The following is a 14,797-nucleotide window of genomic DNA, read 5'->3' as shown; positions in this document are numbered from 1 at the left end:
GCAAATATTAGTTTACAGACAGGCTATTTTTTAAGCTGCCGAAATAGACTTTTCGGGGTGAGCTTTAGGCTCAATGTCGAACAGGAAGTGGTTAAGGCGCGAACGCAAATCGGCGGCGGCTAAGTTGCGGTACACCCGGCCGTTACGCACCAACGATATTTGCCCGGTTTCTTCCGACACGACCAGCACCACGGCATCAGTTACTTCGGTAAGGCCAATAGCAGCCCGGTGCCGCAAACCCATCGAGGCCGGAACATCTTTGCTATCGGTAACCGGTAAAATACAACGGGCAGCTTTTATACGGCTATCGGCAATAATTACGGCCCCATCGTGCAAGGGGCTGTTTTTATTAAATATCGAGAGCAGCAAACGCTTAGAAATAACGGCATCAATAAAATCGCCCGACTCGGCGTAGAGCCTTAAATCGGAACTTAAAGCAAATACAATTAAAGCGCCGGTATTTTTGCCCGCCAACGATTTAGCGGCTTCAATAAAGGGTGTCAGGTTAATGCGGTTGCCGTCTTCGTTTTTGCGCCACGGAAAACCTTTAAATAATTTATCGTTGTTAAAGGCCGTAGTTTTGCCAATCATGAGCAGAAACTTGCGGATTTCCTGCTGAAACAAAATAATGGCTGCCAACACCCCTACGCCCATAAACTGACCCAGGATTATGGTTAGCAGCTCCATACCCAAGGCTTTTACTACCAGGTACAGCAGGTAAATAGATAAAAAACCAACAAATATTTTAAGCGCAACACTACCGGTTAATACTTTGTACAGCTGATACAATAGAATGGTAACCAGCAAAACATCTACAATGTCCAGCCAGTTTATTTCTAAAAATCCTATTGTAAACAACAGTGTCAAAGGGCTACGCTTTTTTTAAATAGTTTTACAGTCTGAACAGCTTCTTTAACGTCGTGCACCCGCAATATATTGGCGCCGTGCATTAAGGCAATGGTATTTAAAGCAATGGTGCCGGCCAGCGCTTCGGCGGCTGGTACTTCTAATAACTTATAAGTCATCGATTTGCGGGATAATCCCGCCAGTATGGGTAAACCCAATATTTTTAAATCGTCCAGGCGGCGCAGTACCTCATAATTTTGGTCAATGGTTTTGGCAAAACCAAAACCCGGGTCAATAATTATATCGGTTACGCCCCGGGCATTTAAAGCCGCGGCCTTCTGCTCAAAATACGTTACCATTTCCAGTATAATATTATCATACTGTGTTAGGCCGTTCATGGTTTGGGGGGTGCCGCGCATATGCATTAAAATATACGGAACTTTTAGCCGGGCCACTGTTTCAAACATGGCGGCATCCAGTTCGCCGCCCGAAATATCGTTTATAATATTTGCCCCTTCGTTTACCGCCGCTTCGGCTACGGCGGCCCGGAAAGTATCCACCGAAATAATACAATCGGGGAAAGCTTGCCGGATGGCTTTTACCGTGGGTATTAATCGGCTACGTTCTTCGTCGGGCGAAATATCGGTTGCGCCGGGTCGGGTCGAATAAGCCCCAACATCCAGAATGGCGGCTCCTTCTTTTAACATGGTTTCGGCGCGGGCCAGCATGGCACCGGGCGCCGTGTAACGGCCGCCGTCGTAAAAAGAATCGGGAGTTACATTTAAAATGCCCATTACCACCGGGCTGGCCAACGATACTATTTTTCCGGAACAGTTAAGCGTACTCTTTTTATAAAAAACTGTATCTTTCGCTTTCAAAGAGGTATTACATTCAATTTCCTTTAAAATAACACCAAAAAAGTTGATTAATCAAACGCTGCTGGAATATAATCGGGTTATCTCGGCTTGTAAAGCAATATTTATTAAAAAAACAATTGACTACGGCACTGCCTGGCGCATCTTGCGTTTGCCCTCTATAACCGACCAGATATTTATTAAAGCCCAACGGATTCGGTCTATTCAGGAAAAAGGTGTGCAGAAAGTAGACGAAGATATTACATCGGAGTTTGTGGGCATTATTAATTATTGCATAATCGCGCTTATGCAAACCAAGCTGCTCCAGCACCCCAGCCTGGAATTGCCGGCCACCGAGGTAGAAAAAATGTATGACCAGGAAATTCAGGTAAATATTGCCTTGCTGGAAAACAAAAACCACGATTACGGCGAGGCCTGGCGCGACATGCGCATTAGCTCCATTACTGATATTATTTTAATGAAATTGTACCGGACAAAACAAATTGAGGACAACCAGGGCCAAACCCTGATTTCGGAGGGCGTGGAAGCCAATTACCGCGACATGATTAATTACGCTGTTTTTGTTCTGATTAAATTAAATTTTGGTTCTGATGAAACTCATTAGCAGAATTTGCTGGCTTTTTGTAGGGGCCTTGTTCATTTTTTCGGGTTTAATTAAAATAAACGACCCGGTAGGCACGGCTATTAAACTGGAAGAATATTTCGAGGTTTTTGCTACCGATTTTTCGCCTTTATTTTTGTCGTTGGTGCCGTACGCGCTGTACTTTTCTATTTTGCTTAGTGCCTTGGAAATAATATTGGGGGTGGCTTTGCTTTTGCGCTGGCAACTACGCCAAATTATCATTAGCCTGTTGGTGATTATTGTTTTCTTTACTTTTCTTACGTTTTATTCGGCTTACTACAACAAAGTAACTGATTGCGGCTGCTTTGGCGATGCCATAAAACTTACGCCGTGGCAATCGTTTTCGAAAGACTTGTTGCTGCTGGTCATGATTCTGATTTTGCTGTTTACGTACCGGTATTTGCCTAAGCCGGGCCAGGAAACTACGGCCGGCTGGGCGGTGGCTATTACGGCGGTTATTTCTTTTGGCCTGGGTATTTACGCTTACCTGCACGAGCCGTTTATAGATTTTCGGGCTTACAAGGTTGGCAATAGCATTCCGGCGCTTATGAAACCATCGGCCCCGCTCCGGTACAAGTACATTATGGAAAAAAATGGACAGACCCAGGAGTTTACCACGTACCCCACCGACACCACGCTTAAGTTTAAGCAAATGGTGGCCATAAACCCCGAAGACGGACCGAAAATTACCGATTTTAATATTTGGAGCGACAATGGTGATTTTACCCAGCAGATATTTCAAGGAAATAAATTGCTCATAATTGTGCAGGATGTGCGCAAAACCAATCCTAACAGCTTCGGCGAAATAAACGGGTTAATAACGGCCGCCGAACAGGCCCAAGGAGTTAAAATAGAACCAATAGTGCTTACCGCCAGCAGCAGCCAGGATTTTGACGTGTTCCGGCACGAGGTAAATTTGGCCGCCCCTTATTACTTTGCCGATGGCACCGTGTTAAAAACCATGATGCGCGCCAACCCCGGTATTATGTTGCTGCAAAATGGCCGGGTAGTAGGTAAGTGGCACCACAACGATGTGCCCGCGCTGCCCACCATTCAAAATTTATTATGAAAATAATTGGCTTTCTGCTCAATCGATTCGGGCACGGCGTGCTTATTTTGCTGGGAGTAGTAGTAGCCATTTTTTTTCTGTTTAACGTTTTACCCGGCGACCCGGTCGCTTTACTGGCTGGTCAGCGCAACGACCTTTCTACGCGCGAAGCCATTACCGCCGAACTGGGCTTAGATAAGCCTTTACCGGCGCAGTTGTTATATTACCTGAACGATGTGTCGCCGGTATCGGTACACGGTGCAACCGCCGCCAACCAGGAGAAATACGGCTATATTGCTTTGTTCAAAATAGGAGAGAAGGTGCTGGTTTGGAAAACACCTTACCTGCGGCGCTCTTTCCAGAGCAATAAAAAAGTTACTGCTATTTTGCTGGACCACCTAACCGGCACACTTTGGCTGGCTGGGGCCGCCATGCTCATAGCAACGTTTTTCGGGATTATTTTTGGAATGCTGGCGGCCCTGAAACCCCACAGTTTTCTCGACCATTTCCTGGTTTCTACTTCGGTGCTGGGGATTTCGGTGCCTTCTTTTGTGGCCGCTATATTAATTGCCATTACGTTTGGCTTTTACTGGAGCCATATTACCGGCCTGAGCTTAACCGGCCAACTGTACGAGATAGATGCTTTTACCGGCAAGCACCTGGTATTAAAAAATTTGTTATTACCGGCAGTGGCTCTGGGCATCCGGCCGCTGGCCGTTATTACCCAACTCACCCGCAGCTCCATGATTGAGGTATTGGCCCAGGATTATATGCGCACCGCGCGGGCCAAAGGCTTATCGGCTTACCGGGTGGTAGTGGGCCACGGCCTGAAAAATGCATTAAATCCGGTTATTACCGCCGTTTCGGGTTGGTTGGCTTCTTTGATGGCGGGCGCTTTTTTTATCGAATATATTTTTAACTGGAAAGGTATTGGCGCGGTAACCATTCATGCTGTCGAGAACCTGGATTTCCCGGTAGTAATGGGGGCAACTTTGTTTATCGCCTTTTTATTTGTACTCATTAATATTTTGGTAGACTTGCTGTACGCCGTTATAGACCCACGGGTAAAGCTGTAAGAAGAACAACTTGCCTGCCAACTTGTCCGGAAAGGTCCGGGGTTTTGGTGAAGGGCAAATGTCATTTTGGTAACAGAAGCTATTAAAATAAAACTTATTTACTTTAAACTTTAAACATGCACCGACCAATTTTTCTTGTAGGCATGCCGGGTGCCGGCAAAACCACGGTTGGCCGTAAGCTTTCGCTGGAGTTAAACCGCCCTTTTACCGACTTAGACGAATATTTAGAAGTAAAAGAAGGTACGCCGGTGCGGGATATATTTGCCCTAAAAGGCGAAGTTTATTTCCGGGAAGCCGAAGCGGCCGCTTTGCGCGAACTGGCCGCGGAACCACAAGCCGGGATTGTGGCAACCGGCGGTGGTGCGCCTTGCTTTCACGGGAATATGGAATTTATGAACGAAAACGGCACCACTGTTTATTTAAATTTACCTATCGAAATATTGGTAGAAAGGCTTTGCGGCGCTGGACGTGAGTATCGGCCATTGGTAGCAGGGAAAACCGATGAACAAATAAAAAACTTTGTTACTGTAACATTAGCGGCCCGAAAGCAGTTTTATGAGACGGCACAAATTACATATCCGAACATAAACCGCAGCCGCGATGTATCTGAACTAAGTCACCTAATTTATCGGCTGGAAACCATGTGCTAAGTCATTAAATCTGTTTGTGGAATGAAATTTGCCGGATAATATTTACTTTTGTTCATCATTATATAGCTCTATTTACCAGTACAACTATGAAACCAAATCATAAAGGCACCGCCCAGCTCTTTCAAAATCCTTATTTAGAAAGGCTTACCCGTACCCACATAGCCTTACCTATTTCTATTTTTATCCTGATTGCAATCGGCCTGATTACGTATGGCTTTTTGCACGGATTCCTGGATGTACTTTCGGCAATCGGACTTTTTTTTGCGGGTTGGTTTATTTTTACCTTTGTTGAATACATTGCGCATCGGTACTTGTTTCACATGGATACCGATACCGATGTAAAGAAAAACATTCAATATACGTTTCATGGCAACCACCACGATTATCCCAAAGACAAAGAGCGGTTGGCCATGCCTCCTATTATGAGTTTGTTTATCTCGTCGTTGTTTTTCTTTGTTTTTAAGCTCATTTTCGGCCAATTTGTTTTTGGTATTGTGTCGGGCTTTTTGTTTGGCTATGCCATTTATTTATTTGTGCACTATGCGGTGCATGCATACGCGCCACCTAAAAACTTTTTAAAATACTTGTGGGTACACCACAGCATTCACCACTACAAAACCGATGAACGCGCTTTTGGAGTATCGTCGCCGTTGTGGGATTGGATTTTAGGCACGATGCCCGAACGGAATAACAAATAATAATTTGATTTAAATAAAAAGAAAAGGGCCCTCTAACAGGGCCCTTTTCTTTTATAGCTTATACCAAATCACATAAAGAAGCTGCCATTGGAATAAACCTGTCAGGTCTTTAAGACCTGACAGGTTTGTCTTACTTGCTAATGAAGTCGCTAACATTCTGGAAGGTTATTTTTACTATTGGGTATTATTGGTAACTATTATAAATTCCACCAATAAGTAAATTTAAGCACCAGGGCGCGGCTTTTAACCATAAAGTTTTCGGGTAGGTAATTATCGGTATAAACAATAAATAAGTCTGAGGCGGGTTTGTAACGCCATTGCAGGCGGGCATTCAGGTTTACGTTATCAGCCTGTTCGTTGTACTGTACAAAAGTGGTCAGGTACAGTTTATTCGTCATGGTTATATCCAGGCGCGGACCCAGTAACCAGAATTTATTCCGGCCCCAGGGCTCAGGCAAATCTATGTTGTTGTAACTGGCCGTAACGGCAATACTTACAAAGGGTTGAAACCGGTAACCAATATTGCCGGTCAGGTTTAAGCGGGTACCGTGGCTGTAATACCCCCCAAACCGGGTACTAAAGGCGTAGGTTAAAATACTCTGGGGTTTCGAAACAAAATCGGTGCCCCACGACCGCCACTGGTGCTCGCTGCCCCGGCTTAATGTATCTATTTGTAAATTGGTAGGGTCGAAAGGTTGCAGCAGTCTTACGTAATCGGAGCCCGCCCAGGCGTTAAAAGTACTCCGGTTCCGGAACGTAATTAAGTAAGACAGAATACTGGTATTGTCAGTAGTTTTTACAGATTCGTCGGTTAAATGGGTGGTACTTACCACCGGGCCGTGGCTCAGAATAGACCCGCCTTTCGGGAAAAGATAATAGCTTACTTTGGGGCTTACCTGCATAAAGCCTACCCGCGGTACATAACCCACCTCGGCGGTATAATTGCTGCCCACGTACTGGTGCTGCCAGTTAACTAGCCACGACCGGCTGGAATATTGCAGGTTAGCGGCATGTACCCAATCTTTGCCAGTTTTGCCCGGGCTAAAAGATTTAAGCACCATGGCTTTACCGGTCCAGACGTTGTTGGCCGAGGCCAGGTTATACTCTAAGCCCATGTTGCGGTTGTACTGCGAGTAAGTAGGTTTGCCGGCTTCGGGGGTGTAGTTTAAAGATTGTTTGTTAATAAAGATGGCCCCAATGGTAGAGCGGGCAAAAATCCGCCGTTGCAAAGAAGCAACCGCAAAGTTTTGGGCCGGTAGCCCGGTAGCATCTACCGAACCGGTTTGCATATCCATCAGGCCCAAGCGCCAGTTTTTGTTTAGCTTACCGCTAAGCCGGGCCCCAAACCGGATGGGTACGCCCAAACCAATCCGGCGCGAAAAGAACGGCCTGATATTCTGGTAGCCGTAATTAGTAAATAAATCGCCGTTCTCCAGAAAAAATTGCCTTCTTTCGGGGAAGAATAGCTCAAAGCGGTCGAGGTTGGTAACCTGCTGGTCTACTTCTACCTGCGAAAAATCTGGGTTTACGGTTAAGTCCAGGTTTAACGACGAGGTAACAGCTACTTTGGCATCAAAACCAACTTCGTGGCGGTAATCGGTAGGTTTATCGTTGGTGCGGTCCCGAAACAAGCCGCCCAAAGCATACGGTATTACCGAAATGTTGGTGCCGGCCTGCGGTGGCGGCTGGTCCCAAACCAGGCTGCCGGTATACGCCAGGGCCGCACTCGGAAACTGACGGGGTACCGGGGCCCACGCCGATTTTTCGGTTGTTTTTAAATCGTTCCGGCCAAAATTAATGCCCCAGTTGGTAATGCCTTTTTTGTACCGGATACTTTTAAACGGTATAGCCGCCTCAAATACCCAGCGGTCGTCATAACTTTTAACTACCGACACCCATTTGTTATCCCAGCTTAAATCTACTTTGCTACCTTCGTACATAATGCCATCCCACTGGGCGCCGGCAGCATTGGCTCCAAACGTAAAGCCATTGGTTTGGTCATCAAAAGGGTCTAGGAAAAAAATAAAGTTGTCGTTTTTCAGAAAGCCAAAATCGCGGCGCAAAGACTCCACCATGTGCGGACCCGGCATACCGTTGTAATTGGTAGCAATAATATAAATATTTTGTTTGTCGTAGGTCATGCGTACTTCCGTGAGCACTTTGGCATAACTCGTATCCATGGGCAGCATCATGAAAAAATCTTTCGCTACATCGGCTTCCTGCCACGCCAGTTCGTCCTGAATACCATCAATCTTTATTTCGGAAGAAGCCTGCCGAATGTTTAGTTGATAAGCCGCATTCTTTTTTTGGGCAAGCAGGGAAAAGGAAAACAGATAAATACAAAACAGAAGTAAATATTTGGGCATAGAGTAATTGCAAAACAGCCAATGATTCGCCTAAGGTACTAACTAATTGGCAACTTCTGAAAACGAATCCTGAGTAAAAATTAAGTTTTGGCTGTAGTGGTAAAAAAGAGAGCGATAAACCTATATGGGGAAATTTATATTAAGGTGGTAAACTTGCTTAATATTTATGTCTGCCATTTAAACAATGTTATGCAAGCCTGTCTTTCTTTATTTTCCTCTTATTCAGAATACCCTGTACCTTCTAAAACGGTATAATATTTCTGCCATTCTTCATGCACTTCTGCTTCATAGTTCCAAGAAATAATAGGCTCTTGTTAAATTTACTCCTTGCTATGAAGCTTTGCAGGTGAGGACTAAATCGTAGCAAAAGGAGTGCTCTTATTTTTCCTTCAGATGTGGCCCATGTATCTTCCTTTATTCTTAAAGATAGAGGCAATTTTATTTATGTAATAGCTAATATATAATTGCTCTTATTAATTATGCAGCAGATTAATTAATTTCTCTTGTGCTGGCAACAGCAACTGCTAAATATTTTATTTAAAGCTAAATTTAAATGCCTGTTTAGAGGTAAATTAATTGGTGCTATAATAATTTTGCTGGTATGCTTTTTAAGCCACTGACAAATAAATTGGCACATCCTTAAATTATTATAGAATTTTAAGCAGAAATTAGACATTTAACCTTTATTTTGCTTTTTATAAAACAGGCTGCTATGCTAGCTTAATAGGGTAATATTATTCTGTTTAAATTTAAGTATTAGCTCTAAGGCGTATTCTTAAGATGCCTTTATTATAGAGTTATAATGGTAAATACTAATGCGTTTTTTTTTACTTATCTTGGTACACCACACGCTTAGCCGGGTAATCAGTCCATAACATTATAATTACAGCTAATATTGCTCTTAATGAATGAGGTGTTTTTATAAATAATGACGTTTCTACAGAACCTTATGGTTTTTGCCCCCAGATTATATAACTTCTCTTTTACTAAACCAAGCTTTCCAGATTACTAACGGATTACTAATTTTGCGGGTAATTGCTAGTTAAGTGCAGAAAATAATTTCAGAGCCATTTTAACCCATAGTTTCAGGAAAGTACAAGAGGCAATACAATCCCAGCCACCGCTAACAGTAGTAACCACTTTTTATTATATTTAAAAGAAAAGAACTTTGAAAGTATTTATTATTGACGATGATTATATAAGTGTTTTTCTAACACAAAATATGCTCATTAAAGAAGGAGTCACCGATGAGATTATCTCGTTTTCTTCAGCAAAAGAAGCATTGCCGGTTTTGCTTTCGAAAATAAAAGAAGAGGTGCCGTCCATTATATTTCTGGATCTGAACATGCCTGATATGAACGGTTGGGAATTTTTAGAAGAATTAAGAGCGCATAAAGAACAGTTAATCGCCAGGTGCCGAATTTACATACTTACATCTTCGCTGGATACAGCCGATATTGATAAAGCTAGTAACATTGAATTGGTAAGCGGATTTATTCACAAACCTATCGATCAGGAAGACATTAAGGTTATTCTGCAAGAAGGCGATATATAAATTAAACACCTTTAGATTCGCTTACCAGACCTAGTAGGTTGCAGGCAACTATATAACATAACAGCAGCGCAATGCATTTGCTGAAATTGTAGAATAGATGCAACAGCCACCTCCCATATTTTGTAATAAATTACATACGAATAGCAAGGGTAGGGTAAATTATTGATTATGCTCTGTAAATGCCCCTTTGGTAAAATTACCTTTCTAACCTAAATTACCAGCCGGTAAATTAGTTGCGTTAATAGTATAAGCCAGAGCTTTTTATTAGGACTAAGCTTTTTAACGGAAGAATTTGTATTGCTGCAATAAATAAATCTTTTTCAGAATTTAAGACTGGCATATGAAGAAACAGAGAATTTGGTTAGCGCTAATTTTACTTATTTCTTTGGTATCAGGAGTATTATTCGCCTTCCGGCCAAAAGAGGCTGCCAAGCCTAATATTATAGTGGTTGTAACCGACGACCACCGCTGGGATGCCTTGGGAGCCATGGGCAACAAGATTATTCAGACCCCTCATTTAGATAAACTGGCCCGGAAAGGTTTATTATTTAAAAATGCCTACGTTACCACCGCCATTTGTATGGTTAGCCGGGCTAGCATCCTGAGCGGGCAATATTTATCCAGGCATAAAATAAATGATTTTGCCACAGATTTTAGCAAAGAAGCGGTTGAACAAACCTACCCGATTTTGCTGAAAAAAGCCGGCTATAAAATTGGTTTTATCAATAAATACGGCGTGGGACTCAAAAATCAACCCAAAGAATATTTTGATTTCTGGAGCTGTACCCCCAAAGGGCAACCCGATTACGAAATGACCGATGAAGCCGGTAATTTTATTCATAACACCGATAAAACCGGCCAGGACATTCAGGCGTTTCTAAATAAATTTGGTACACAAGGTCCTTTCTATTTATCGGTTAGCTTTAAGGCACCCCACGAACAAGATGGCAATCCGCCCCGTTTTATTGTCCAGGAACGGTTTAAGCATTTATACCAGCACGTAACCATTCCCACGCCCGAAACTGCCGATCCCAAGTACTGGAACAGTTTTCCGGCGTTTTTCCGGAACGAGAAAAATATTGCCCGGGTAAGGTGGCAGCCTTTATTTTCGACACCCGAGTTGGCCCAGGAAACTACCAAAAATTATTACCGCCTGATTACCGGGGTAGATGAAATAATGGGCAATATGATGGTTCAGTTAAAAAAATTGGGTATTACCGATAATACCATTATTCTTTTTATTGGTGATAATGGGTTTTATTTAGGAGAACACGGCATGGAAGGCAAATGGTTTGGTCACGAAGAATCGATCCGGGTGCCCTTAGTTGTTTACGATCCCCGCACCAACAGCCAGGCAAAAGGTAAAATAATTAACGATATAGCATTAAACGTTGATGTGGCGCCAACCATTTTGAACTTCGCCAATGCTCCGGTACCAGCCAGTATGCAAGGCATCGATTTAATGCAACTAGCTGCCGGACAATATAAGAAAACACCCCGAACCGATTTTTTTTACGAGCACACCTACTTGGGTAGCCCTCGTTTACCTAAAGTAGAAGGCGTGGTGAGCCGCGACATGAAGTACATGCAATTTATTGAACACGGTTACGAAGAATTATATGATTTAAAGAAAGACCCTTTTGAAAAACAAAATCTGGCAGCTGTTGCAGCTTACCAGCCAACGCTGCAAAAAATGCGCAAACGCTACCAGGAACTAAAACAAAACGCCCAATAAGCTTTAAACCAAAAGAGTTAATATTTCTTCCGGAGAATATGCCCTTATAAATGCCCATTAACCGTTGTAGTAATCACAACTTGGCCTGACAGGTAGAGATGTCGGACATTTTTCTGACGCATCGTACAGCCCATGCCACGTATGTGCAAAGATATGCCTACACCCGAAGTTGTTAAGGGTAAATAAACGGCTCGTCCCTTGCCGCCCTTGACAACATCTCTTTTCGGCATGAGTTGGCATCTAAGAGAAACAGACTTCTAAAAGTAGTCATACTTGTTGTAGCAGCCTCTAATAACTTCATTTTGGCCAAGTGCAGTTAATCCAGCTAGGTCTGTAAAGGAGTTTTCCCATAGCATTACCTACCAGAGTTTGGCCTTATCCGATTGTATTCCATCATCCACTCATCCAAATCTTTTTACAACTGCTCTATCGAGCTATACACTTTCTTGCGGAAAGCCACTGCAAAAAAAACTCATCCTGAACCGTTTAATGTAAGCGCTCACAGATATTGTTGGTCTGCGGACTCTTGGCTTTTGTTTTAGAATGAACTCTATCCTCTATAGCCAGGTAAAGCTAGAACTCGTGGTGCTCTCTGGCACTGCAGTACTCAGTTCCCGGTCGGCGATGATGTGCAAGAGCGGGATTTCGGGCTGCTGATAGAAAGGAGAACTTTGTTTAAAGGTATTAGCAGCTACTAAAGCATTCTTGCGGTCATAGAGCTTAGCAAAGGCCACGCGGGATTAAGTATCAATAAATGGCTGCTGATAAATCCTGCCCAAGCCTTTGGTGGTGGCTAAATAGTAGGTGTCCTGAGCGCCCAGATAACCCGGGTGGTAAGTCTTAATCTCACCGGGTGCTTCTTTCTCCTGCTTGGCCTTCTCTAATGCCACCAACTGCGCTTCTGTTAACTCTAATTCTTGCTGAGCTACTTTAGCTTTCAGTGCTTTGAGGTGCTTTTTAAAAGTTTCCAGGTCATGTCGGAGCCAAACACTCCTTGCGCCATCAGGTGAAATGAACAGGCCCTGCTTCTTTAGCTAATTGCTCGCTCTCAGCTGCCCATAGGCATACTATTCTGTAGCCATATCCACAACAGCCTCTTCTACTTCAATAAATACACGATTAGCAGGTACCGGTTTTCTGCGGCTCATATCCCGCAGGGCGGCTTCTCACCCTGTTTTATACAACTCTCTAAAGCAGTAAAAACTATCACGGCTATAGCCCATTATCTTACAGGCGTGACTGACTTGCCTAACTGCCTGGCCAGTTCTAATAGGCCAAGCTTGTGTTTGATAATCTTTTCGTCGATACTCATGGCTAAATTAATTAAACATTTAAATCAACCATCAGATTAAGTCCTGACTATTTCATGTTATAAAAACAAAGAACCTTTAAGCAGCTGACCTTGTGTTATAATCAGGTAGAGGACGTAAACATAGATTCTTTCAGGACTGTCTGCCGCTGGGTAGCCGGTATAAGCGTACAACCTAACTCGTCTCTACTTCTTCAGCCACAAAAGCACCAATGCATCAGCAGAGTCCTTCAATACTAAAGCTAATGCTTTTCGTACCACTTCCAGAGGCGTTAGAGATACTACCTTTTTTCTCTTCAGACTCGCTAAGTTTTATTCTTAGCACTATTACCAATGCTTAAAATATTAATCCCCTCAAATTTTTTCTTGATTCAATTAATTTAGAAATGGGTGCAAACAAAAAAGCCACTTACAAGTTTTATCCTGTAAGTGGCTTTTGAAGCTCCCCCTCTTGGGCTTGAACCAAGGACCCCATGATTAACAGTCATGTGCTCTAACCAACTGAGCTAAGGAGGAGTTTGTTATTCTGCTTTAGCGCTGAATTCGGATGCAATATTACGGCGCTTTCGGGTACGATGCAAGCCTTTTTTAGAAAAAATTAATCTTTTTTTATTCTTTTATTATTAGTTCGTGATATACAGGAAATTACCTTGAAGGGTGGTGGCATATTGCCGCAACGGATAAGAAGCCGGGCCGCCGGTAACCTGTCCGCTTAAATCAAATTGTGAGCCGCAGCAGGGATCCAGCAGAAATAAATTAGAAGCATCCACCTCTACCGTAGAGCATTTTTCGTCTTCGGGTTTGTGCGTGCAGTTGCGTTCAATGGCCCGGTAGCGGTTGGCATCTGCCCGAATAACAATAATGCCCCGTACTCCACCTCTGAGGTATACATAGCCGTTTATCTGCCGCAAAGCATTATACTGAATATTCGTAAGATTAAGCTGCTCGTTTACTAATACATTCGGGATAAAAGGGGCAGCCGTATTATCCTTACAACCGGAAAAAAAAACAAGAATAAATAAAAAGCGGAAAAACTTACGAATAATCATAAAATCCTTTGCCGGTTTTGCGTCCCAGGAAACCGGCTTCTACTTTCTGTTCCTGGATACGGCTGGGCCGAAACTTGGCTTCGTAGTGAAAAGCCTGAAACAGAGAAGACGTAACCGCTAAATTTACATCGTTGCCAATTAAATCCATTAGCCGGAAAGGCCCCATTTTAAAACCAGTTGCTTCCAGTAATTTATCAATGGTTTCGTGATTGGCTACGCCTTCTTCCAATACCTTAAGCGCCTCCAGGTAGTACGGCCGGGCTACCCGGTTAACGATAAAACCCGGACTATCTTGCACCTGCACGGGCTTTTTATTTAATTCCAGAACCAGATCAGTTACGGTATTTAATGTTTTTGCAGATGTAGCAGCCCCCGCAATTATTTCTACAAGCGGCATTAAAGCAGCCGGATTAAAAAAGTGCAGGCCAACCAGGCGCTCGGGGTAGGGCAGGCCGGTAGCAATTTTGGTAATGGAGATGGAGGAGGTATTTGTGGCCAAAATACAATCCGGCGCATTTATATCGGCGAGTTCTTTAAAAATACCCTGCTTTACTTCCAGCTTTTCTACTGCCGCTTCTATTACCAAATCTACAGTCAGGTCCAGGGTGTCGGGGGTAAATATTAGTTGCGCCAGGGTTGCTTTTTCGGCAGCAGCAGATAAGGTGCCCTTTTCACGACTTTTAGCCAGGTTTTGGGTAATAGTATTTTGGGCAGAAGCCAGAGCGCTGTCGTTTATATCAAACAATAAGGTTTTAAAACCGGCCTGGGCACATACCTGGGCAATGCCCGTACCCATGGTTCCGGCACCCACTACGCCAATTGTTTTTACCGTATCCATGGTTTTATTAGTCTTTAGTTGTTGTTCGTTAATTGTTATTCGGTTTTCATGGCTATAAGTTGCTGGGGCTAATTATAGCCATGAAAATATTGGAGTTTAGGGCAACCCAGATCCGGCGAGGCAGTACACC

At 43.4% G+C, this 14,797-nt stretch carries 12 protein-coding genes, 1 tRNA gene and 2 pseudogenes; 8 read left to right on the top strand and 7 right to left on the bottom strand.

The features are described 5' to 3' along the window. Positions 1-30: 30 nt before the first annotated feature. Both cdaA and folP read right to left on the bottom strand, forming a co-directional pair. Positions 31-867, bottom strand: coding sequence for a diadenylate cyclase CdaA (gene cdaA, locus ACO1R6_RS16915; protein WP_486266182.1), 837 nt, complete (start codon positions 865-867; stop codon positions 31-33). Beyond that, positions 864-1,724 (bottom strand): dihydropteroate synthase, encoded by an 861-nt coding sequence (gene folP / locus ACO1R6_RS16910; protein WP_486266181.1) that lies wholly within the window; start codon positions 1,722-1,724, stop codon positions 864-866. Before folP ends, cdaA begins: the two co-directional genes overlap by 4 nt. 43 nt (positions 1,725-1,767) lie before the next feature. Between folP and ACO1R6_RS16905 the strand changes: the two genes are divergently transcribed. From ACO1R6_RS16905 to ACO1R6_RS16885, 5 genes are all read left to right on the top strand, one after another. After that, entirely contained in the window at positions 1,768-2,325 is a 558-nt protein-coding gene (locus ACO1R6_RS16905; RefSeq protein WP_486266179.1) for a DUF1599 domain-containing protein, read from the top strand. Next, positions 2,312-3,412, top strand: a complete 1,101-nt coding sequence (locus ACO1R6_RS16900) for a BT_3928 family protein (protein WP_486266178.1) — start codon at positions 2,312-2,314, stop codon at positions 3,410-3,412. Before ACO1R6_RS16905 ends, ACO1R6_RS16900 begins: the two co-directional genes overlap by 14 nt. Before the next feature lie 2 nt (positions 3,413-3,414). Further along, complete coding sequence (locus tag ACO1R6_RS16895) at positions 3,415-4,467, top strand: ABC transporter permease (protein ID WP_486266194.1); 1,053 nt, start codon at positions 3,415-3,417, stop codon at positions 4,465-4,467. 116 nt (positions 4,468-4,583) lie between these two features. Beyond that, positions 4,584-5,117: a shikimate kinase gene (locus tag ACO1R6_RS16890; protein ID WP_486266177.1), complete on the top strand. Its 534-nt coding sequence runs from the start codon at positions 4,584-4,586 to the stop codon at positions 5,115-5,117. Positions 5,118-5,203: 86 nt separating this feature from the next. Further along, positions 5,204-5,815, top strand: a complete 612-nt coding sequence (locus tag ACO1R6_RS16885; RefSeq protein WP_486266176.1) for a sterol desaturase family protein — start codon at positions 5,204-5,206, stop codon at positions 5,813-5,815. Positions 5,816-6,012: 197 nt separating this feature from the next. Here ACO1R6_RS16885 and ACO1R6_RS16880 read toward each other — a convergent pair whose 3' ends face one another. Then, positions 6,013-8,181 carry a carbohydrate binding family 9 domain-containing protein gene (locus ACO1R6_RS16880; RefSeq protein ID WP_486266175.1) on the bottom strand — a complete coding sequence of 723 codons (2,169 nt, stop codon included), beginning with the start codon at positions 8,179-8,181 and terminating at the stop codon, positions 6,013-6,015. 1,168 nt (positions 8,182-9,349) lie between these two features. Between ACO1R6_RS16880 and ACO1R6_RS16875 the strand changes: the two genes are divergently transcribed. Both ACO1R6_RS16875 and ACO1R6_RS16870 read left to right on the top strand, forming a co-directional pair. Next, on the top strand, positions 9,350-9,736 hold the full coding sequence (locus ACO1R6_RS16875; RefSeq protein WP_486266174.1) for a response regulator: 387 nt from the start codon (positions 9,350-9,352) through the stop codon (positions 9,734-9,736). Between the two features lie 340 nt (positions 9,737-10,076). Beyond that, positions 10,077-11,471 (top strand): sulfatase family protein, encoded by a 1,395-nt coding sequence (locus ACO1R6_RS16870; protein ID WP_486266173.1) that lies wholly within the window; start codon positions 10,077-10,079, stop codon positions 11,469-11,471. Positions 11,472-11,829: 358 nt separating this feature from the next. On the opposite strand, the pseudogene ACO1R6_RS16865 reads toward ACO1R6_RS16870, so the two are convergent. Then, a pseudogene (locus ACO1R6_RS16865) lies at positions 11,830-12,783 on the bottom strand (helix-turn-helix domain-containing protein); the annotation flags it as partial. Between the two features lie 199 nt (positions 12,784-12,982). Between ACO1R6_RS16865 and ACO1R6_RS16860 the strand changes: the two are divergent. After that, positions 12,983-13,102: pseudogene (locus ACO1R6_RS16860) on the top strand (transposase); the annotation flags it as partial. 120 nt (positions 13,103-13,222) lie between these two features. On the opposite strand, the gene ACO1R6_RS16855 reads toward ACO1R6_RS16860, so the two are convergent. The 3 genes from ACO1R6_RS16855 to ACO1R6_RS16845 all read right to left on the bottom strand — a co-directional run bounded on the left by ACO1R6_RS16855 (position 13,223) and on the right by ACO1R6_RS16845 (position 14,667). Then, a tRNA-Asn gene (locus ACO1R6_RS16855) sits at positions 13,223-13,296 on the bottom strand. 107 nt (positions 13,297-13,403) lie between these two features. Further along, positions 13,404-13,829, bottom strand: a complete 426-nt coding sequence (locus tag ACO1R6_RS16850; protein WP_486266172.1) for a QcrA and Rieske domain-containing protein — start codon at positions 13,827-13,829, stop codon at positions 13,404-13,406. Next, complete coding sequence (locus ACO1R6_RS16845; protein ID WP_486266171.1) at positions 13,816-14,667, bottom strand: 3-hydroxyacyl-CoA dehydrogenase NAD-binding domain-containing protein; 852 nt, start codon at positions 14,665-14,667, stop codon at positions 13,816-13,818. The genes ACO1R6_RS16850 and ACO1R6_RS16845 overlap by 14 nt, the downstream gene beginning before the upstream one ends. Positions 14,668-14,797: the final 130 nt, after the last annotated feature.

Source organism: Adhaeribacter sp., assembly GCF_057359045.1.
Note: the sequence above shows the minus strand (reverse complement) of the source record. Positions and strands in the feature narration are given on the sequence as shown.